The organism is Legionella sp. W10-070, assembly GCF_900640175.1.
Taxonomy (GTDB): domain Bacteria; phylum Pseudomonadota; class Gammaproteobacteria; order Legionellales; family Legionellaceae; genus Tatlockia.
This window is the reverse complement of record NZ_CAAAJC010000016.1, coordinates 12,143-32,480: the sequence shown is the minus strand read 5'-3', so window position 1 is coordinate 32,480 and position 20,338 is coordinate 12,143. Positions and strand designations below refer to the sequence as shown.

The following is a 20,338-nucleotide window of genomic DNA, read 5'->3' as shown; positions in this document are numbered from 1 at the left end:
CAATTATGCTGCAACGATAGAGCGTTTATGCTTAATGAAATAATCAAATTCATGGTAAAATTGCTTCACAAAACTTTGCACGGGCCATGCAGCAGCTTCGCCTAAAGCACAGATGGTGCGTCCTTCAATCTTGTCAGCAACATTTACAAGCTTTTCAATATCACCCGGCTCACCATGCCCTTCTTTAATCCGATGGAGCAATCGCACCATCCAGCCTGTTCCTTCACGGCATGGGGTGCATTGCCCACATGACTCGTCCATATAAAACTCAGAGATGCGATAAAGAGCATCTACCATGCAGGTTGTTTCATCCATAATAATTACTGCACCGGACCCCAAACCAGAACCGGCCTTTTGGATGCTGTCATAATCCATATCCAATTCCATCATCACATCGCCTGGCAATACCTTCATTGAGGTACCGCCAGGTATGACAGCCTTAATCTTACGACCTTCGCGTACGCCGCCCGCCAATTCAAGAAGCGTTTTGAAGGGGGTTCCCAAGGGAATTTCAAAATTCCCGGGCTTATTGACATGGCCGCTGACACTAAAACACTTAGCACCACCATTGTTTGGCTTACCAAGTTTAAGGAACCATTCTCCGCCTTTCTCCAGGATAACGGGAACAGAGGCAAACGTCTCTGTATTGTTGATGGTAGTTGGCTTGCCATATAAACCATAATTTGCAGGAAATGGCGGTTTAAAACGCGGTTGCCCTTTCTTTCCTTCAAGGGAATTCAGCAATGCCGTCTCTTCGCCGCAGATGTAAGCACCAGCGCCTAAATGATTATATAAATCAAAGTCTACACCACTGCCTAAAATATTTTTACCCAGTAAACCGGCAGCATATGCTTCTTTGAGCGCAGCTTCCATACGCTGATAGGGCAGCCAGAATTCGCCGCGAATATAGTTATAACCTGCGGTAGAACCCATAGTGTAACCAGCGATAGCCATTCCCTCAATCAACTGATGGGGGTTACGGCTTAGTATTTCCCTGTCTTTGCAGGTTCCAGGCTCTCCTTCATCGGAGTTGCATACAACATATTTCTGGACTGGCGTATTGCGGTTCATAAAACTCCACTTCAAACCAGTAGGGAAACCCGCGCCTCCGCGCCCACGCAGCGCGGACGTTTTTAATTCCTCAATTATTTGTTGGGGCGGTGTCTGTTCCCTTAGAATACGCTGCCATACGCTATAGCCGCCAATACTTTTATAAGCGGCCAATGTCCAAGGCTCATCCAAATGAAATGTCCGGTAACAGACCTGATTTAATTCAACCATGACAACCCACCTCTACGTTCATTGGTATTGCTCCAAAATCTTGTCAATCATATCATCAGGAGTCAGATTTTCATGATAATCTTTGTTTACCTGCATCATTGGAGCATTGGCACATGCCCCCAAACATTCCACTGACCTTAGGGTATATCTTCCATCGGATGTTGTTTCGCCAAGTTTGATACCCAGCTTTTTCTCTAAATGGCCGACTATTTCTGCAGAGCCACAAAGCTTGCATGAAATATTGGTACATACATTCACCAAGTGCCGACCAAGGGGTTTATGCTCATACATTGTATAAAAAGACGCCACCTCATAAACGGCAATGGCAGGCATATCCAGGTATTCAGCCACTGCATCCATCTGCTCTGATGTTAAGTAGCCATGCTCTTCCTGAACAACCATTAATGCCCGCATCACTGCTGACTGCTTTTCATCTGCAGGATATTTGGCAATCCACTGGTCAATTTCATCCATCCCTGCAGACGAAACTAATTGCCGAAGTAATTTAGCTGAACTTTCAGACATTCTTTTTAACCTTAATACTTGATAATCAAAGCGGTGCTGCCGCTAACCCGGGGCTTATCGCTAACGGTCAATTTCACCAAACACTATATCCTGGCTTGCAAGAATGGCAACCCCATCGGCAAGCATATGCCCCCTGACCATTTCATCATAACTTGACAAATGAGCAAAACCCGGCGCCCTGATCTTGACGCGGTAAGGTTTGTTAGCCCCATCCGACACCAGGTAAATACCAAACTCTCCCTTAGGCGCCTCAACCGCAGTATAAACTTCTCCTGCAGGCAAACAAAAACCTTCGGTAAATAATTTAAAATGATGGATCAACGCCTCCATATCATGCTTCATTTTTTCACGTGTCGGAGGGGTTATCTTATGATCATCTAGCTTTACTGGCCCAGGATTTTTCCGCAGCCACTCAATGCATTGCCTGATAATTCGGTTAGATTGGCGCAATTCTGCTACACGAACCAAATAGCGGTCGTAACAATCTCCCGTTTTTCCTACAGGAATATCAAAATCAACTTTATCATAGGCTGCGTAGGGTTGTTTTTTACGCAAGTCCCAGGCAATTCCAGAGCCACGGAGCATTGGCCCGGTAAACCCCCACTGTAAAGCAGTCTCAGGAGAAACGACACCAATATCTACCGTTCGTTGCTTCCAGATTCGGTTATCTGTAAGCAAGGTTTCATATTCGTCTACCCGCTTGGGAAAACGTTCAGTAAACGCCCACAGGAAATCAAGAAGACTTCCCTGGCGATCTTTGTTCATTTTTTCAACCTCGCGCTCATTATGCCAGCGAGAAGGCTTGTATTGAGCCATTGTATCCGGCAGATCCCGGGCAACGCCTCCTGGACGATAATACTTGGCATGCATGCGTGCGCCAGAAACCGCTTCATAGCAATCGAACAAATCTTCCCTTTCACGAAAGCAATAGAGGAATACAGTCATAGCACCGATATCCAGGGCGGTGGCGCCAAGCCAAAGCAAATGATTCAGTATCCGGGTAACCTCATCGAACATCGTGCGAATATACTGTGCCCGAACAGGCGCTTCAATGCCAAGCAATTTTTCAATTGCCAGAACATAAGCATGTTCATTGCACATCATGGACACGTAATCTAACCTGTCCATATAGCCAATATTCTGTATATAAGGCTTGGTTTCCGCTAATTTTTCCGTTGCACGATGAAGCAAACCAATATGTGGGTCAGCACGAACAATAGTCTCACCTTCCAGCTCTAACACGAGACGGAGCACACCATGTGCTGCCGGGTGCTGGGGGCCAAAATTGAGCGTGTAATTCTTTAATTCGATCATTGCTATTGCTCACCCTCGTGTTTTTCAATGTCAAGATAGCGATTATCATTTCGTATCACTTTAGGCACCAGTACCCTTGGCTCGATATCAACAGGTTCATAGATCACTTTTTGCAGGCCCGCGTCATAACGCATTTCCACATGACCACTAAGCGGGAAATCCTTACGGAAGGGATAACCCACAAAACCATAATCCGTTAAAATTCGCCTTAAGTCGGGATGATCTTCAAATAATATCCCATACAGATCGTAAGCTTCACGTTCAAACCAATTGGCTGCCTTCCAAATCTCATGCACGGAGGGAACGACCAAATAAGATTCATCAACAAAAACTTTTACCCGCACACGATGATTCTTCTTTATTGAAAGCAGATGATATACAACAGCAAAACGTGGCTTGGTCAATGCATAAGCTCTTGCTTCCTGCCGCTCAACCCCTCTGGAAAATCCACTTTCAGTAGCAGACTCCGTTTCCCAATCATATTCTCCATATTGGAGATAATCGACCGCACAAAGGTCAATGAGCTGTTCAAAAGCAAATTCCTCATGATCGCGCAATTGATATAAAGCAGCTTTAATATAATTGGCCTCACACTCCAAGGTAATTTCATCATTAGCCAAATTAATTGAAGAAATAAGCCCGTCTAATTCCGTCGTTAATTTTTCAGCCAAATTTGTTAATTTAGTCATCTGATATGCACCACCTGGTCTTAAGCTTCAATGATCTGCTTGCGTTTGATTTTATTCTGCAATTGAATGATGCCATAAAGAAGCGCCTCAGCCGTGGGAGGACAACCTGGCACATAGACATCAACCGGAACAATACGATCACAACCACGCACGACAGAATAAGAGTAATGGTAATACCCACCCCCATTAGCACAGGATCCCATTGAAATAACCCATCTTGGTTCTGGCATTTGATCATAAACGCGACGTAAAGCCGGTGCCATTTTATTGCATAGAGTTCCGGCAACAATCATCACATCTGACTGTCGAGGGCTGGGCCTGAAAATGACACCAAAACGATCCAGATCATAACGAGCAGCACCAACGTGCATCATTTCAACAGCACAACATGCCAAGCCAAAGGTCATTGGCCACATTGAACCGCTACGAGCCCAACCAACCAGTTTGTCCACTGAGGTTGTAACAAAGCCATTCTTCTGCAATTCAGCAACAGCCATAGCAAGCCTCTATATATTCGGGGTTTAATAATAACGTCACGGTATTCTTAATCAATAGAAAAGAACAGGCCCCTATTCCCATTCCAGAGCACCTCGTTTCCACTCATAGATAAAACCAATAACCAACAGGCCAAGAAAAATCATCATCGCGGCAAAACCAAACCAGCCAACCTTGCGCAACACCAAAGCCCAGGGAAAGAAAAAAGCAGTTTCCAAATCGAATATGATAAAAAGGATAGCAACCAGATAAAATCGCACATCAAAAGGAATACGAGAACTTTCAAATGCGTCGAAACCACACTCATAAGGTGCGTTCTTAGCAGAGTCAGGATTATGTTGACCTAGCAATGAACCGGCCGTCAACATGGCAACGCCTATAATCAGGCCAACGACGATAAAAACGAGTACAGGCAAGTATTGGGATAACATCATTTCATATCGCTCGGATTAATGGTGCCGAAGGCCGGACTCGAACCGGCACGGCTTGCGCCACCGCCCCCTCAAGACGGCGTGTCTACCAATTCCACCACTTCGGCATAGTTAGTTTTAGTTATTGTTTTCCATCTTCATTATTATCAACCGGAACTGGAATCTTAGTTTCCGGAATACTGGTTTGCTGCGGTATTGCCTGCTGTGTTGTCCTTTGGTACTGAGTAGATACCATATAGGAGAGCGACAGGCTGGTAATAAAAAAAGTCAACGCCAAACCACCGGTTAATTTGAATAAGAAATTTCCTGTGCCTTGGCTGCCGAACACCGTACTGGATGCCCCGGAGCCAAATGCTGCACCAATGTCAGCACCCTTCCCATGCTGGATAAGTACCAGGCCAATTAAAGCCAGGGCAACCAACACATGAACCATTAAAATCAATTGATACATTCTACTATGTCCAAAAACTGTCGCGCATTAAGGGATGCACCACCGATCAATCCGCCATCGACATCGGGCATGGCAAACAATGCACTTGCATTTTTCTCGTTAACACTGCCGCCATACAATATAGGCAGCCGATTTGCATCCTCAGAATTAAACTTGGCCACCAGGGCTCTAATTAACTCATGTACTTCTTGTACCTGTACAGGTGTAGCAGTCTCTCCTGTTCCTATTGCCCAGACAGGCTCATAGGCAACAATGCAGCCCTTGAAGGAACGATTATCAGCTTCAGTTACCGCAAGCAATTGCCTGGTTAACACATTCTCAGTCAGCCCTTGTTGCCGCTCTTCCTGGGTTTCACCTACACAAAGAACAGGTATCATATCATGTTCTTTTACATGGTGGAATTTTTCTGCAACAAATTTTTCGCCTTCAGCAAATAACCGCCTACGCTCTGAGTGGCCTACCAATACATACTGGCAATTGTAATCCTGCAACATCGCGGCAGATAACTCACCCGTAAATGCACCGCTATCCCGGGGATATACATTTTGTGCGCCCCAGCCAATATCACTCCCATTAAGGCACTCTTCCACTAAAGGAAGATAAATAGCGGGAGGGAAAACAATACAAGTTGCCTTGCCCTGCGTATTTTTTAATAGAAGCAATTGTTGCAGCAAGGACTTAATCTGGCTGATACTGCCATTCATTTTCCAGTTGCCAGCTACTATTTTTTTCCTCATCAGCCCCCCACCGATTATGGTGCGTGACTATACATCAAAGGCAAGTTAAATCATAGCATCAGAACCTTATTTTTTGTTTTTCAGCAGAGAAACATCACAAATTTTATACTAATTGACTCTTGTCAATCTAATCAGTTCAGTTAAAATCAATAGAAGCTATGGAATTAAGGCGCTCGATTTCCACTAATTTATTGCATGCGCAAGGAGGTGCTGTGATGAAGGACAAAATAAATGCTTTGATTCATACATTGGCTAATTTTTCACAGCCCTATCCTTTAGACCAGCTACTCTCCATCTTTAATGAGTATAATGCGCTATTCCATCCAGACGCCCTCCTTCCCAAAGACTGCATTTCAAGCTGGCATGCACTTCGTAATATAAAAATACAGCTTATCGGCTGGAAGCAGTTAGCCGACGAACAGCAAATGCGCAAAAATTTAGCCGAAGAATTAACTGAACTCGACCATCAAATGGACACAGTCAGGCAAAAGATAAGGCAAGTCGAAAAGAACCGTCTGTTATATGAAGAAAAGCGAAGCCTGATTTCCTCTCTGCTGGATGAATACAATGCCTACTTAAAGAGCCATAATCCCCTTATTGCAATGCACATTGCCTGTGATTTGCGGCAACAGCGAAACTTGCTCCTTTCTTATCTGGATATTCTGCAAACACAATATAGTGTATCCCGACTGGAAAGTATTCGCTTAGATCTTGCCCAATCCTTGCGTGAGCGTACCGCCATAATTGAGCGATTAAGAACATACAACCTGACAACTAGCATTGCTAATCCTGCAGAATTTATGCAGAGTTATGAAAGATTACAGGCCAAGCAGCAATCGCTGCTTAATCTACAACATCAACTCGAAAAGACACAGCAGGAATTAGCAGAAATTGTTTCAGCGGAAGAAATTCGACTGGCAATAGAAAATAAAACGCAATTGACTAGAAAAATTAAAGCAGAATTACATCGTGTCGGGTTCCAGCTTGATAATTGTCCATTACCGCCAGACGTTAAAGAAAGTCTTCACCAGACGTATCAGTCGGTCAATGACAAAACCGAATTTATTCATAAACAACAACAAACTGCAAGCTGGGATGCCTCCTTTTTTAATCCTGTTGCCTGGTACAATTGGCAGATGGATGCCGATTACAAGAACCGCTTAAACCAACAACAGACAAAAGCGCATTACCTGAAATTATTGCATAGCCATAACCAGCTAACGGATGACATAAACAGCCTGCACCAGCAAATCATTGATAGCCAAAATCTCCTGTCTAGCTCACCACAACCACCTCAGCATGCCATTGATCCAGAACTTCAGCAAAGGGGGTTAAAACTACTGTGTGAATGGAATTCTGACTATTCAGCAGCTATCAATCCCGTTTCTTTGTTATCCGACATCATTGAAACAATGGGTCCTTTAAGTAAACAGATTGGGGCATTTGGTGAAGCATTGACTCTTCTGCAGCGTTTACAGGAACTGGACAGCAAAGTATTAGAATTACGCACCACGAATTGCTTAATGATTGAAACATCCGAATTAATGCTCAGCGAGGAAGAAATTGCTTCTTTAGAAGCTTCAGAAGCAACCCGGCAAAGCAACCTGTTGGACTATGCTGAAAAAATTAGCCGCTGCAAAACAGCTATTAATGCGATTGATAGCTTCAATGACCTGAATGATGAACTAAAAAATCTTAAGAAAACCCGCCATCATTTACAAATAACCCTTGCTGGCCAGGAAAAAAAACTGTCAGACTTAGCTGATTGCAGTAATCTTGAGGCCAGGATTGCTTCCATCGCACGCTGTGTAAACTTACAAATTACCGCCTTAACTGAGCAACCAACAGCAGCAGCCAACCATCCTGAAGAAAAAATGAAGGATAATTCTAAAGCCATTATGTCCTACCAGGATAAACTAATTTCATGGAACCAGTATATTTGTCAATTTAATATCGTCATTCCCAATGAGTTAGCGGAGTGGTATCAGATTTTATTTATCACCCTGCAGGCAAAAGTTAATGATGAAATAACATGTAATCAAGCTTGCCAGCTATTGCACGACATTTTATTTGAATTAGAAAACACTGTTGGGAATGAATACCCTGTGTTAAAGGCTTATCAAGTCATTTGTCCCGACCCTTCTCATTCCTGGGAAAAACTAACCTGTCTCAAACCAGCTTTTCCGGTTGGGAATGAAAAATTAATGGATGTTCAGGATAAAAATTTAAAGTTAAAGCTGCAGGCGCTATATAAGCAGCAAGATGCACTGCAAAAAAATCACCCCAAAGAAGCCGAGCTACTGCGCCAGGCGACCCATACTCTCCACCAGGCAACGCTTTTGGCTGAAACAAATCCTCATCATCCCGGATTAAAAAATCTTGGCGCCAGTATTCATGACCCGCGCTATCAACCTTTGCAACGACACAGGGGGGTGTTAAAGCTATCTGAATGGCTGGCCGAATTATGTGCCTCCCTGATGAATTTAATCAAGGGCAGGCAAGAAAGCGATTATCGGCAGATTTTCTTCTTTAAACCCACCCATACCGCCACCCTGCTTGCAACAACGACGCAACTGGTTGATTGCATGAGCAGTCCATAATAGCTATAACCAGACTGCGCTGTGAACCTGTGCAATTAAACATAGGCTGAGGCTGTAAAGCTTCTGCATTTTTTTCTGTTCCTGGCTATTTGCCGGGCGTTACAGCCCAGCCTGCCTGTAGCTCCTTTGCTGCCTGCAACAGGTTTCTGTGGATACAAGGGAAAAGCAATGACCTTGCTCAAAGATATTGCTTTTCAAGATGGATTATTTCTGCACTCAACTGTTGGGCATGCGATTCTACTGCCTTACTCTCTTTGCCCTCGACCATAACTCTTAATAATGGCTCCGTTCCGGAAGGGCGCAACAAAACACGTCCTTCGCCGCGCAACTCATTGTTTAAGGCAGCTACCATTTCAATAACTTTCGGGTTTGCAACAAGCTGCTGTGCAAAGTTTGTTTTTACATTAATTAATGTTTGCGGCAACAAACTGATCCCTTCCACTAATTGCTGTAACGTTTTCCCTTGTTTTACCATGCAATTCAGAACTTGCAATGCAGCAATGATGCCATCGCCGGTTGTGGTTTTATCAAGACAAACGATATGCCCTGAGGATTCGCCTCCAAGCTTCCAGCCTTGCTTCTTTAACGCGTCCAGGACGTAGCGGTCACCAACTTTGGTGCGCATAAAAGGAACACCAAGCAGGTTCATTCCCTTTTCCAATCCGTAATTACTCATTAATGTGCCAACCACGCCTCCCTGCAGCAAACCATTGTCTTGCCGATCCTTGGCAATGATATAAAGGATTTGATCGCCATTGATAACATTGCCTGAGGAATCAACAAGAATGAGCCTATCACCATCCCCATCCAACGCCACCCCCACATCTGCACCGCTTCTCAGGACTTGCCGGCATAGGGCTTCAGGTGCTGTTGAGCCACACTGTCCATTGATATTAAAACCATCAGGTTTATTACCTATGGCGGTTACATCAGCGCCCAGCTCGGTAAAAACATTAGGGGCAATATGGTAGGTTGCCCCGTTAGCGCAATCCACAACCACCTTAAGGCCGGTCAACCGGGTTAACGAGGCAATGGTTGATTTACAGAATTCAATATAACGACCTGATGCATCGTTAATACGGGTAGCCTTTCCTAACCGCGCTGAAGAAACAACCTCCAGCGGCTTCTCCATTTCTGCCTCTATTGCCAGTTCCAATTCATCAGGAAACTTACTTCCCTCGGCAGAGAAAAATTTAATCCCATTATCTTCAAATAAATTATGGGATGCACTAATCACTATACCAGCGCCTGCACGCAGCGTTTGAGTAAGATAGGCAATACCCGGTGTTGGCATTGGTCCCAATAAGTTAACATGGATTCCGGCAGCAGCAAGACCCGCCTCCAGTGCTGATTCCAGCATATAACCAGAAACACGGGTATCTTTACCAATGACCACCTTTTTATGCTCGCCATTGGCAATTATTACACGCCCTAGCGCCCACCCCAGTTTTAACATAAATTCGGGATTAATATGGGATAATCCGACCCGACCACGAATCCCATCGGTACCAAAATATTTCCGTTGACTCATCCGTTATTCCTCTTTGTTCTAGGGTGCGATTAAAAATGCGGTTGGTGTTAATTAGTGGTAGCCTGGATGGAGCGCCAGCGAATCCGGGCTACCACTTTTAAGGAAAAACCGCAGTTTTTATCACACCCTTTGTTCTATCATCTTTTTCAATAATTTCAGTGCTGAGATACAATCCAAGCAATTAAAAGAGTGCGTTATTTATTGCTTGCAATATTGTCAAAACCTGATGAGTCTCCTCCACATCATGGGTTCTAATAATTGCCACGCCTTTTAAAGCGGTATACAAGCCAATCGCCAAGCCGCCTGACAATCGCTGCTCTGTTGGTTTATTCAATATCTTCCCGATAGTGCTTTTACGGGATGCACCAATCATAAGCGGCAACTGATGTTGATGGAATTTATCGAATTGCTTTACCAAGCGCAAATTATGCGCCACTGTCTTGCCAAAGCCAAAGCCCGGATCAAGAATAAGGTTTTCCGATTTTATCCCGGCAGCAAGGCAAGCTGCTATTTTCTGTTGAAAAAAATCATTAATCTCATCAACCACATCGTTGACATAGCAAGGCGCATCCTGCATTGTCCCAGGCTCGCCTTGCATGTGCATTAAGCAAACGGGAACATTTAACTGCGCAGCATGATACAAGGCATCCTCAGTAGCCAGTGCAGAAATATCGTTAATCATAGCCGCGCCAACGGCCACTGCTTCCTGCATGACCAGCGGTTTTGTCGTATCAATTGAAATGCAGATTTCTTTTTCTGCCATTAATGCCTGAATAACCGGGATAACTCTGGATAATTCTTCTTCAGGGGCAACTGGCAGGGCCCCCGGTTTGGAAGACTCCCCGCCAATATCAATAATATCAGCTCCTTTGGCAACCATCTCAAGCGCATGATCTACAGCACGTCCTGTGTCAAAATAAAAACCACCATCTGAGAAGGAATCAGGCGTCACATTGAGTACACCCATGATTAACGGCCGAGGATGGATGGCATCAGGCCGACTGTAAGACCTGCGCCACCGCTCAAACTGTTCATTATTCATAATTTACATCTGGTTGGTATGGTTCCCAGTGAGGAGCCAGCAGATGGAGCTTCACAGCCGGGAATGAAAATCAGACCTGGCCACCTGCAGAGTCATCGACTGGTTTGCCATTAATTGTTTTTGGCGTTGCATCCCCGCCTTTTTTATCTTTATCTGTCATTGTCTTTGCCGCTTCCCAACCCTCCGGTGGTGAAGGCTCCTGATCTGACATGATTTGCTGGATCTGCCTGGCATCGATGGTTTCATACTTAATCAAGCTCTCAGCCATCAGATGCAGTTTCTCCATATTTGCAAGCAAGATTTCTTTTGCACGCTGGTAGTTTCTGTCAATAATCTGTCTGACTTCTTCATCAATCTGCTGAGCCGTTCTATCAGAGATCTCCTTATGCTGACTCACTGACCTTCCCAAAAACACCTCGCCTTGTTCTTCGCCAAAAGTAAGTGGACCAAGGCTTGACAAGCCCCAGGTTGTAACCATCTTCCGTGCGATTTCCGTTGCCCGTGTAATATCGTTGGATGCACCAGTAGTTACACTTTCAGCACCAAAGATGATCTCTTCGGCAATACGACCACCAAATAAACTTGACAACTGGCTTTCCAAGCGCCGCTTGCTATGGCTATAGCGGTCTTGCTCCGGCAAGAACATGGTTACCCCCAAAGCGCGGCCACGCGGAATAATAGTAACCTTATACACCGGATCATGCTCAGGGACAGACAGTCCAACAATGGCGTGACCTGCTTCATGGTAAGCGGTCAGCTTTTTCTCATTCTCATCCATCACCATGGAGCGGCGCTCCGCTCCCATCATGATCTTATCTTTCGCCTTATCAAGCTCAATCATCCCCACTTTGCGTTTGTTTGCGCGCGCTGCAAACAGAGCAGCCTCATTCACAAGGTTAGCCAAATCGGCGCCAGAAAAACCTGGAGTTCCCCGAGCAATCGGCAGCACTTCAACATCTCGCTCAATGGGAACTTTCTTTAAGTGGACCTTTAGGATCTGTTCGCGGCCACGAATATCGGGTAAAGGTACAACAACCTGGCGATCAAAACGGCCAGGGCGCAATAACGCCGGATCAAGCACATCCGGGCGGTTCGTTGCTGATATAACAATTACGCCTTCATTTCCTTCAAAGCCATCCATCTCAACCAGCAATTGGTTTAATGTCTGTTCCCGCTCGTCATGACCGCCGCCTAAACCAGCGCCACGATGCCTGCCTACAGCATCGATTTCATCGATAAAGATGATGCAAGGTGCGTGCTTTTTAGCCTGCTCAAACATATCGCGGACACGAGAGGCCCCCACACCGACAAACATTTCAACAAAATCGGAGCCGGAGATAGTAAAAAAGGGAACTTTGGCTTCACCTGCAACCGCCCTGGCCAGCAACGTCTTACCGGTTCCAGGAGGCCCCACCAATAAAACACCACGAGGGATACGGCCGCCAAGATTCTGGAATTTGGAGGGGTCACGCAAGAAATCGACAAGTTCCTTGACTTCTTCCTTGGCTTCATCAGCACCGGCTACATCAGCAAAAGTGACCTTTACCTGATCCTCACCAAGCAAGCGCGCGCGGGAACGGCCAAACGACATGGCACCACGGCCGCCGCCGCCTTGCATCTGCCGCATAAAGAATATCCACACACCAATCAAAAGTAGCATCGGGAACCAATTGATGAAAAGATGCAACAGGAAGCTTTCCTGCTGTTTTTCCTGTCCGCTGATATCTACTTTATTTTTTAATAATTCACCCAGCAGGGCTTCATCCTGCATCGGCATGTAGGTGACAAATCGATGGTTATTTTTCATCGCCCCCTTAATGACCTTGTTATCCTCAATAGTCACCGAGCTAACCATGCCTTGATCAACTTCTTTCAAGAATTGGCTGTAAGATATTTTTTCCGCAGTCGTGTGGCGAGGGCCAAAATTACTGAACACCGAAACCAGCACGATTGCTATAATCAGCCACAAAAATAAATTTTTTACCATGTCGTTCAAAGCATTAACCTCAAAATTATGACGTATTTATACGACGTTAGAACGATTAATTAAATTACTATAAATTATAGTCCTTCGCCAGCAAATAGGTTTCTCGCGAGCGAGAACGGGAAGCCTGGGGCTTACGGATGACAACCTTGCCAAACTGTAAGCGAGCCTGCTTAACCAACTCATCAAACCCCACCCCGTGAAAAACTTTCATAAACAAAGTCCCTCCTGGCTTTAGCATTTTGGCGCCAAAATCAAAGGCAAGTTCTGCCAGATACATCGCGCGGGGAATATCAATTGCTGCCGAACCACTCATATTTGGGGCCATATCGGATAAAAGCAAGTCCACGCCATGTTCGGGAATCAAATTCAGCAGTTTTTCCAGGACATCCTGTTCACGGAAATCCCCCTGAATAAATTCAACACCAGCTAATGCATCCATTGGCAGTATGTCAAGAGCAATAATCGTGCCGCGTCCTTCCAGTTTTTCAGCAACATATTGTGTCCAACCGCCAGGAGCTGCCCCTAAATCCACCACCGTGATATCAGGCCGTAATAAATGCTCTTTCTCGTCCACTTCCTTTAGCTTGTATACCGCCCTGCTGCGATAGCCTTCGGTCTGCGCCTTTTTTACGAAGGCGTCATCAAAATGCTCTTTCAACCACCGCTTGCTACTCTTGGAACGAGGCATACCTTATTTCCAATAAAAGAATTAGGCTATCATACTGAAATTTACTACCTATTCCCAGCAAAACGTGCAATAATTTGCCATTTAATTAATAATATTCCTATGGACACCTCATTTAAACAAACATTAAAGGCTAAAGCCCATCATTTAAAGCCCGTGGTTCTTTTAGGCGCAAAAGGATTAACGCCAGCAATTATAGAAGAAGCGAACATAGCACTCACAACCCATGAGCTGATTAAAATTAAGATTAGCGGGGTGGAGCGGGAAGAAAAGCAACAGATAGCAAACGAGCTTTGCCAGCAGCTCAGTGCAGAATTGGTCCAATTGATTGGCAACATTATAGTGGTTTATAGAAAAAACGAAGAAAATTAATAACTCCGCTATTATCTCACCGAAGTAAAATGACTTAATGTGCTATATATTAAGTCATGTGTCCTGATGATTAGGCATGATGAAACCACTAAGCTATCTTCTGATGCTGGCAAGTGCAATAACCTTTCTCCTGGCAGGTTATTATCTTATTGAAAGCTGGCGTTTGACGCTTAAGAGTGTCCAGGTACAAGGGGAGATCATCAGCTTTGTTGTCAAACCTTCACAAAATAATATTTACCGCGCCGAAATGTTAAGCTACCCTGTTGTCCGCTTTGAGACCGTAGAAGGGAAAACGGTAGTATTCACCAGCCAGTTTGGTTTTCATCCTCCTTACCATTACCAGCCTGGCGATCAGGTTGACGTACTTTATCACCCCCATAACCTGGAACATGCCACCCTGGGGAATTTTCTTATCAGCTGGCTGCGATTTGGCGTTATCTCCATTGCGGCAGTATTTCTTACCTTACTGGCGTATATTTCTTATCCCGGTAAAAAAACCAACTAGGGTTTGTTGACAATTGGAGCCAGAGCCTACGTTCCGCGCTTTATGCGCGGAATCTAGTCTCAAACCTTGTCAAGAGGATGGTTGGTTTCGTGTGGTTTACGTGGCTCCCGCGCATAAAGCGCGGGAAGTGGGCAGTTTAAGTTGAAATGTCAACAGACTCTAGCTTTCTGTCACTTAAAATTTTACTTGCGAATGAGAATGATTATCATTTATATTAAGGATAATACTAGCGTACTATTCGCCTGCATAAGCGATAAGGGAGACAGATATGGCCTTGGCTTACGGCAATTTTAATGAATTGAGCCATCAGTTGCGCTTTTTATTGTTTGAAACAGGCATCGGCCTCTCACAGCATTCTATTGACTACTTCATTGCCCAGGCTCATCAAAACTTGCTAAGAAGGTTAATTGATGCAAGCAAAAGAGAACAATTAACGCCCCAACCCATAGTCAGCCACCACCTTCATGACTTCATCGATCAGCTGGAAGAGCAGATGAAGAATACTCAACCCTCCTCTGTTTTTTTTCGCTGGGCAACCTTGCGTCATGAGCTTGATGAAGCGCTTGCTAATGAAGCCATGGCGCAGGCCTACCAGCAACGCTGGCAGATGGAACTAAGTAAAGAAGCCAATGGTTTTAAGCGATTTTGGGACTGGCTATGCAACCAAAACTCCCCTGAAGAAATAACGCAGCTCCTTGAACAATGGGGCTGTACAGGACACGCTGCTTACCCTGTTTTCAGGGCAACGGCCGGGTTTAATCGCCGCGAGGTTTTACAATACTCGCCACAATTCAACGCTCAGGTGAGCCTGCATTGGGCTGCCCTGCATAAATCCTATGCCTGTTCGACCTCTGCCAACCATTACAAACATTTAATGGCGAGTCAATTTCCTGATGAATACCAATTGTGGCAGAGCAAGCTGGCCTTCAAACACCATCATCATGAAGAATTTTACCCCCTTCCACTTCACCCATGGCAGTGGCGTAACAAAATACAACCCTTTTTTACTGATATCATCGATAGTAAAAAGCTGATTTTATTGCCTCATCATCAACTGGCAAAGCCAGCCATGTCTCTCCATACCCTGATGCCATCAAATGGCTGTCATTTAAAACTTTCTCTGGAAATAAACAGCGACTCCACTTTACAAAAGGTATCAGCAGCGTCTATTGATGCTGCTCCCGCTTTATCCGCATGGCTAAACCAGCTACTGGAACAGCATAATCACTATCAACAGAGTCTTTTTATTACTGCCAATTTGGCCGGATTGCGAATTAAGAACAAGACAGGATCCCGGCAAGATACTGGGTTAATTATTCAGCAGCCTCCCCTGAATTTAGCAGGCGGACAGCAGATTGTCCCGTTGGCTGCTCTTTTTAGCCGCTCCCCTTTATCCAATGCGCCCTTGCTCTGCGAAATTATGGCTGCCAGCAACATCGACCCCCTGGATTATTTCAGCCGCTATTGCCGCTGTGTATTATCAGCGCAATTACACTTATTACTTCACTATGGCATCGCGCTTGAAGCCAATCCACAGAATACATTGGTGGTGCTCAGCAACAATCAACCCACCGCGTTAATAATCCGCAACCTGGAGAATGCCAGTCTCTGCATCCATCAAAAATACGATACACAATCGAAGCCTGAATTGCCCCCTGGCGCAATCATTATGACAAATAGCCTGGATGATTTGTGCGGCAAATTTGTCGAGGCTAACCTGCAAAACAACTTGGCTCATTGGGTCAATTACCTTAACCAGCACCATTTTCTTGGCACCAGGAAATTATGGCAATTGCTCAGGAATGAGTTGCAGCATCTGCTAACGGCAATTGCGCCTCATAGCGACCAAACGCTACTTTCTTTCTATCAAAACCGATTACTTGCGTCTCCCTGGCAACAGAAATGCCAGTTATTGATGCGCCTTAACAAGAAAACAGACCATTCTATTCCAATACCTAATCCTTTGACTCAATCTGATTAAAGACTATGTGAAAATGGCCAGATTTCATCCTTGAAAATTATTGAGCGTTTTGGCGTATGACAGGCTTATCCAGTCTGAGATTGCTCATCCTTTATAAGGCGACCCTGGACAATCAATAGAACAAACGTGACAGTGACGCAAGTATTGTATACACTTGATAGAATCAAATTCGTGATGCTTAGTAGAGCAACAGCAATAACGCAATGGTCCGAGCCAAATAAGGTATGTTTAAATTACCACTTCATAGCATGTTAAAAAGTATACCTAATGCACTTACCTTATCTCGCTTAGTGCTGATAGTGCCTTTTTTGATATTTCTTTATCAACAAAAATATGTTGGCGCCTTTTACCTGTTTCTCATAGCAGGTCTTACTGATGGCCTTGATGGCTGGCTTGCGAGGCATTTTCATTGGCAGAGCCCCTTAGGTTCCTTTATTGATCCACTGGCTGATAAATTACTGGTTGCTTCAAGCTTTGTTTCATTAGCACTCATCGGTGCCTTACCCTGGTGGCTGGTTATCCTGGTATTTCTCCGTGATCTGACCATTTCACTGGGTGTTTTAGTCTGGCTTTGGTTCATTCAGCGCCGCCTGGATTTTGAACCGACGTTGCTCAGTAAGGTAAATACTTCCTTACAGCTTGTTCTGGTTACAATTTGCTTGTTTGAATTGGCCTTTTTTAAATCGGCGCCTTATTTAACCGATATCTTCATTGTCATTACAGCAGTAACCACAGCAGTAAGCTATGCCGATTATGTCTGGACCTGGGGAAGGAAAGCCTACTCGGGAAATCAAGAGGCCAAATGAACCAGCAGTTGGCTTTAGCAATACAGCTTGATAATGAAGCGACCTTGCATGACTTCTGTTGGGATGGGAATACTCTCTTGCAGGAGCAGATTGCAAAAGCACTGACAGGTGCAGGTGAGCGCCTGCTTACTATCTGGGGGACAGCTGGCTGTGGCAAATCCCATTTACTTCAAGCCTGCTGCCAGGCAATAGAGCATAATGCCTCCGCTATTTATCTTCCTTTAAGAGTATTGAATGAATGGGGGCCAGAATGTATCGATGGCGTGGAAGAACAAGCCTTAATTGCTATTGATGATATTGACATCATTGCCGGCCATGGAGCCTGGGAAGAAGCCTTATTTCATCTGTACAATAAGGTACGGGATAATGAGAAAACCATCCTGCTTATCAGCAGCAGACAGCCACTGATGTCTATCGATATCCGCTTGGCTGATTTACGTTCTCGTTTAAGCTGGGGGCTTGTTATTCAGCTGAATGAATTAGAAGATGAACTAAAAATTAAAACACTCCAGCAGTACGCCAGAAAGCGCGGTTTTGAATTAGCTTCAAGTGTGGGTCATTTCTTAATCAACCGCTGCGCACGTAATATGCATGACCTGCAAAGTATTCTCAATCGCCTTGATGAAGCCTCCCTGGCAGCGCAGCGAAAAATTACTGTTCCCTTTGCCAAAACAATCCTAAAAATTTGACTTTTGCCAAATCTAATCTATTAATTAAAAATTAAGCTTTTCAAGAAGATAAGAGCAACAGCCCCAAACCTGCATTGATCTTTTTCTAGGGAGAGAAAAATGAGCAATTCTTTGATTTTTAATACAGAAACGCTGCTAATGGCTCCGGACAAGCCATTAGCCAGCCATTATACCAATGCACTCAAGCAATTCATCCATCAGCATTATCGTGTTAAGCATGGCAGTCAGCTTGAAGAAACTATACTCGGGGTAGGTAAAGCGGGAGAGTTGTACATTTTTTACGACAAATCTCAAAAAATCATCGGGTTTACCCGTATTGGCTATCAGTTCGTTCATCATAAAGGGAAATCTGTCGTCGTTTATTATGGGGGAACCTACCATGATAAGCGCATTGACCTTTTCTTTGATGCCGCCCGATGCGGCTTAACCGCGGTTATGAAATATAAGCTAGCCCACCCTGAACAGGAAATGATTTATCTCGCCAATGCAGATACCCCGGAAAAATATCAATTCCTGGCCAGCTTAAGTTCAACAATTTACCCGAAAGAAGAAATTCGTATACCTCAATCGGTATTAGGTCTGGTGACAAACTGGAAAAAACACAACAGCCTGACGTCAACAACGGCCCATCCGATGCTTATCGATAACCCCATTGCCCTGCGTCATGTTCCGCCAGTACATCAGAACAACCCTTGCACCAGCTATTACTTATCGCTAAATCCTGATTATGCGCTGGGGAATTCTCTTCTGGTTTACGTACCGCTTAACCTTGTCAATATCAGTCAAGGTATTAAACGATTGTTGATGCACTGTACCCCGGCTTAGTGTCTCCGTTGCCACTAACCGGAGGTCCAGAAGGAAAAAAGGTGTCTCTTAAACTCCCTGTAGACCAAGATCTTCTCAGGGATGCTGAAGGATTAAAGGGATGATTAAGCTCTGTATTTACTCTATTGGGATTAAATCCTGCAACGTCGTTAACCGCTGGCTCAGATCTAATCTGATCCTTAAGCTGGAGTAATCCCTTCAGACGAGCTACTTCTTCTGATAATTGCTGGTTAGTTTCCGTTAACTCACTATTGGTCTTTTTCGTCTTGACTAACTCGTTTAAGTTATCATGTGTATTGCGCAATTCCTTTTCCTCTTGAATAACCAGTTCTTCATTGCACAGTGTATCAATTTTATCTGCATCCAGATTAACCCAGCGGCCAATAAGATTTTGTAGTCTGGGGCGTTCGACAAACCAATAAACACTGAAGGCGGCGATACCTACCAACACACTGGCTACAACAACCGGCCAGAATGTTGCTGATACCGAAGCAAAAAAACAGCTGGCAACATACAGGGCAACCGTCTCCCCCGCAAAAAAGCCGCCACTGAAAAAGATAATCCCCGCGATAGCTGCGGTGAGTACTTTGCCTGCCTTCAGCAACTTATTATCCAATGCGCTTTTTAGCTTTTCCCGCACCTCTTTCAGCGCTTCATGCTTTGCCAGCAACATACTGGCAATTAAAAATTCCTCTTCAAGAACGTCCTTGCTTTTTCCTGTTGGATTAGACAGTTGTTTTCTTATTTCCTGTATTTGTTTCACCTTGTTAAGATAAACATCAAGTAATTGGGAGGTAGAAGAGAGCTTCACCCCCAGGTTCTTGGAGATCTCGACCAAATCAAAGCTGTAAAAAACAATGATTGACAGGAGGGCAAATACAGTACCTACGACAAACACAGCAATAGAGGGAACAGAGGGAATAGTGCCGAGCATCGCAGTGATGCCATCAAAGCCCTCACAGCCAAAATAAACAGTGCCGGCGATAGCGAGTAATATAAAATTAGCCTTGGATCCCCACCGGGATGGTTTAGCAGGCTTACTTTGAGGGGAGGATTGCTGCCTGGCAGCCAATGTCCGATTCAAATCCTTTAGGAGAGCAACTTCTAATGCTTCCAGCAAGAAGGTATTTTCCTTATCTAGCGGACGCTGGCGAGTTAACCATTGATGCAGCTGTAAATAAGTGAGTGTCTCCCTGGGCTGATTAGAATCCTGCAAGTCTTCGATCAGGGTTGGATCCTTTTCGATAAGCCTGGATATCAGATCTTTGCTTTTTCCACTCAGTGTAATGTTGCTCACTCGTCACTCCAATGCAAGATTAGCCCACCATTCCTTGAAACGGATTAGATGCATTAAACTAATAATAGAGTAATGATAATGATAATTTATTAACC

Annotated in this window: 20 protein-coding genes and 1 tRNA gene; 7 read left to right on the top strand and 14 right to left on the bottom strand. The window is 44.6% G+C overall.

The window, feature by feature from the left end:
- Positions 1-3 precede the first annotated feature (3 nt).
- From nuoF to tpiA, 9 genes are all read right to left on the bottom strand, one after another.
- On the bottom strand, positions 4-1,281 hold the full coding sequence (gene nuoF, locus E1O65_RS08310) for an NADH-quinone oxidoreductase subunit NuoF (protein WP_133133139.1): 1,278 nt from the start codon (positions 1,279-1,281) through the stop codon (positions 4-6).
- An 18-nt stretch (positions 1,282-1,299) separates the two neighbouring features.
- Positions 1,300-1,806 (bottom strand): NADH-quinone oxidoreductase subunit NuoE, encoded by a 507-nt coding sequence (gene nuoE, locus E1O65_RS08305; RefSeq protein ID WP_133133138.1) that lies wholly within the window; start codon positions 1,804-1,806, stop codon positions 1,300-1,302.
- Between the two features lie 60 nt (positions 1,807-1,866).
- Complete coding sequence (locus tag E1O65_RS08300; RefSeq protein ID WP_133133137.1) at positions 1,867-3,120, bottom strand: NADH-quinone oxidoreductase subunit D; 1,254 nt, start codon at positions 3,118-3,120, stop codon at positions 1,867-1,869.
- Positions 3,121-3,122: 2 nt separating this feature from the next.
- Positions 3,123-3,809, bottom strand: a complete 687-nt coding sequence (locus tag E1O65_RS08295; protein ID WP_133133136.1) for an NADH-quinone oxidoreductase subunit C — start codon at positions 3,807-3,809, stop codon at positions 3,123-3,125.
- A gap of 20 nt (positions 3,810-3,829) precedes the next feature.
- Positions 3,830-4,306 (bottom strand): NADH-quinone oxidoreductase subunit B, encoded by a 477-nt coding sequence (locus E1O65_RS08290; protein WP_133133135.1) that lies wholly within the window; start codon positions 4,304-4,306, stop codon positions 3,830-3,832.
- 72 nt (positions 4,307-4,378) lie between these two features.
- Positions 4,379-4,735: an NADH-quinone oxidoreductase subunit A gene (locus E1O65_RS08285; protein WP_133133170.1), complete on the bottom strand. Its 357-nt coding sequence runs from the start codon at positions 4,733-4,735 to the stop codon at positions 4,379-4,381.
- 22 nt (positions 4,736-4,757) lie between these two features.
- Positions 4,758-4,842: transfer RNA gene (locus tag E1O65_RS08280), tRNA-Leu, on the bottom strand.
- A gap of 14 nt (positions 4,843-4,856) precedes the next feature.
- Entirely contained in the window at positions 4,857-5,186 is a 330-nt protein-coding gene (gene secG / locus E1O65_RS08275) for a preprotein translocase subunit SecG (RefSeq protein ID WP_133133134.1), read from the bottom strand.
- Positions 5,174-5,923 carry a triose-phosphate isomerase gene (gene tpiA / locus E1O65_RS08270; RefSeq protein WP_133133133.1) on the bottom strand — a complete coding sequence of 250 codons (750 nt, stop codon included), beginning with the start codon at positions 5,921-5,923 and terminating at the stop codon, positions 5,174-5,176. The genes secG and tpiA overlap by 13 nt, the downstream gene beginning before the upstream one ends.
- A gap of 215 nt (positions 5,924-6,138) precedes the next feature.
- Between tpiA and E1O65_RS08265 the strand changes: the two genes are divergently transcribed.
- The gene (locus tag E1O65_RS08265) at positions 6,139-8,523 is read left to right on the top strand and encodes a hypothetical protein (RefSeq protein WP_133133132.1); all 2,385 of its coding nucleotides are present in this window, start codon (positions 6,139-6,141) and stop codon (positions 8,521-8,523) included.
- A gap of 178 nt (positions 8,524-8,701) precedes the next feature.
- On the opposite strand, the gene glmM is transcribed toward E1O65_RS08265, so the two are convergent.
- The 4 genes from glmM to rlmE form a co-directional block, all read right to left on the bottom strand.
- Positions 8,702-10,054, bottom strand: a complete 1,353-nt coding sequence (gene glmM, locus E1O65_RS08260; RefSeq protein WP_133133131.1) for a phosphoglucosamine mutase — start codon at positions 10,052-10,054, stop codon at positions 8,702-8,704.
- A 181-nt stretch (positions 10,055-10,235) separates the two neighbouring features.
- Positions 10,236-11,096, bottom strand: coding sequence for a dihydropteroate synthase (gene folP / locus E1O65_RS08255; RefSeq protein WP_133133130.1), 861 nt, complete (start codon positions 11,094-11,096; stop codon positions 10,236-10,238).
- A 70-nt stretch (positions 11,097-11,166) separates the two neighbouring features.
- On the bottom strand, positions 11,167-13,083 hold the full coding sequence (gene ftsH / locus E1O65_RS08250; RefSeq protein ID WP_165474937.1) for an ATP-dependent zinc metalloprotease FtsH: 1,917 nt from the start codon (positions 13,081-13,083) through the stop codon (positions 11,167-11,169).
- Between the two features lie 67 nt (positions 13,084-13,150).
- Positions 13,151-13,771 (bottom strand): 23S rRNA (uridine(2552)-2'-O)-methyltransferase RlmE, encoded by a 621-nt coding sequence (rlmE, locus tag E1O65_RS08245; protein WP_133133128.1) that lies wholly within the window; start codon positions 13,769-13,771, stop codon positions 13,151-13,153.
- Positions 13,772-13,870: 99 nt separating this feature from the next.
- Here rlmE and yhbY point away from each other — a divergent pair, with 99 nt between their 5' ends.
- The 6 genes from yhbY to E1O65_RS08215 all read left to right on the top strand — a co-directional run bounded on the left by yhbY (position 13,871) and on the right by E1O65_RS08215 (position 18,946).
- Positions 13,871-14,140 carry a ribosome assembly RNA-binding protein YhbY gene (gene yhbY / locus E1O65_RS08240; protein ID WP_133133127.1) on the top strand — a complete coding sequence of 90 codons (270 nt, stop codon included), beginning with the start codon at positions 13,871-13,873 and terminating at the stop codon, positions 14,138-14,140.
- Positions 14,141-14,216: 76 nt separating this feature from the next.
- Entirely contained in the window at positions 14,217-14,645 is a 429-nt protein-coding gene (locus tag E1O65_RS08235; protein WP_133133126.1) for a DUF3592 domain-containing protein, read from the top strand.
- 268 nt (positions 14,646-14,913) lie between these two features.
- A complete protein-coding gene (locus E1O65_RS08230; protein ID WP_133133125.1) occupies positions 14,914-16,626 on the top strand; it encodes an IucA/IucC family protein in 1,713 nt (570 codons plus the stop codon).
- A 224-nt stretch (positions 16,627-16,850) separates the two neighbouring features.
- A complete protein-coding gene (locus E1O65_RS08225; RefSeq protein WP_242601566.1) occupies positions 16,851-17,432 on the top strand; it encodes a CDP-alcohol phosphatidyltransferase family protein in 582 nt (193 codons plus the stop codon).
- On the top strand, positions 17,429-18,121 hold the full coding sequence (gene hda / locus E1O65_RS08220; RefSeq protein ID WP_133133124.1) for a DnaA regulatory inactivator Hda: 693 nt from the start codon (positions 17,429-17,431) through the stop codon (positions 18,119-18,121). The genes E1O65_RS08225 and hda overlap by 4 nt, the downstream gene beginning before the upstream one ends.
- A 99-nt stretch (positions 18,122-18,220) precedes the next feature.
- Entirely contained in the window at positions 18,221-18,946 is a 726-nt protein-coding gene (locus E1O65_RS08215) for a hypothetical protein (protein WP_133133123.1), read from the top strand.
- Here the strand turns inward: E1O65_RS08215 and E1O65_RS08210 are convergent.
- Positions 18,912-20,243 (bottom strand): hypothetical protein, encoded by a 1,332-nt coding sequence (locus tag E1O65_RS08210; protein ID WP_133133122.1) that lies wholly within the window; start codon positions 20,241-20,243, stop codon positions 18,912-18,914. The genes E1O65_RS08215 and E1O65_RS08210 overlap by 35 nt on opposite strands.
- Positions 20,244-20,338: the final 95 nt, after the last annotated feature.

Coding starts and splice junctions, on each gene's coding strand:
- nuoF (WP_133133139.1), bottom strand. CDS start 1,281: ATGGTTGAATTAAATCAGGTCTGTTACCGGACATTTCATTTGGATGAG.
- nuoE (WP_133133138.1), bottom strand. CDS start 1,806: ATGTCTGAAAGTTCAGCTAAATTACTTCGGCAATTAGTTTCGTCTGCA.
- E1O65_RS08300 (WP_133133137.1), bottom strand. CDS start 3,120: ATGATCGAATTAAAGAATTACACGCTCAATTTTGGCCCCCAGCACCCG.
- E1O65_RS08295 (WP_133133136.1), bottom strand. CDS start 3,809: ATGACTAAATTAACAAATTTGGCTGAAAAATTAACGACGGAATTAGAC.
- E1O65_RS08290 (WP_133133135.1), bottom strand. CDS start 4,306: ATGGCTGTTGCTGAATTGCAGAAGAATGGCTTTGTTACAACCTCAGTG.
- E1O65_RS08285 (WP_133133170.1), bottom strand. CDS start 4,735: ATGTTATCCCAATACTTGCCTGTACTCGTTTTTATCGTCGTTGGCCTG.
- secG (WP_133133134.1), bottom strand. CDS start 5,186: ATGTATCAATTGATTTTAATGGTTCATGTGTTGGTTGCCCTGGCTTTA.
- tpiA (WP_133133133.1), bottom strand. CDS start 5,923: ATGAGGAAAAAAATAGTAGCTGGCAACTGGAAAATGAATGGCAGTATC.
- E1O65_RS08265 (WP_133133132.1), top strand. CDS start 6,139: ATGAAGGACAAAATAAATGCTTTGATTCATACATTGGCTAATTTTTCA.
- glmM (WP_133133131.1), bottom strand. CDS start 10,054: ATGAGTCAACGGAAATATTTTGGTACCGATGGGATTCGTGGTCGGGTC.
- folP (WP_133133130.1), bottom strand. CDS start 11,096: ATGAATAATGAACAGTTTGAGCGGTGGCGCAGGTCTTACAGTCGGCCT.
- ftsH (WP_165474937.1), bottom strand. CDS start 13,083: ATGGTAAAAAATTTATTTTTGTGGCTGATTATAGCAATCGTGCTGGTT.
- rlmE (WP_133133128.1), bottom strand. CDS start 13,771: ATGCCTCGTTCCAAGAGTAGCAAGCGGTGGTTGAAAGAGCATTTTGAT.
- yhbY (WP_133133127.1), top strand. CDS start 13,871: ATGGACACCTCATTTAAACAAACATTAAAGGCTAAAGCCCATCATTTA.
- E1O65_RS08235 (WP_133133126.1), top strand. CDS start 14,217: ATGATGAAACCACTAAGCTATCTTCTGATGCTGGCAAGTGCAATAACC.
- E1O65_RS08230 (WP_133133125.1), top strand. CDS start 14,914: ATGGCCTTGGCTTACGGCAATTTTAATGAATTGAGCCATCAGTTGCGC.
- E1O65_RS08225 (WP_242601566.1), top strand. CDS start 16,851: ATGTTTAAATTACCACTTCATAGCATGTTAAAAAGTATACCTAATGCA.
- hda (WP_133133124.1), top strand. CDS start 17,429: ATGAACCAGCAGTTGGCTTTAGCAATACAGCTTGATAATGAAGCGACC.
- E1O65_RS08215 (WP_133133123.1), top strand. CDS start 18,221: ATGAGCAATTCTTTGATTTTTAATACAGAAACGCTGCTAATGGCTCCG.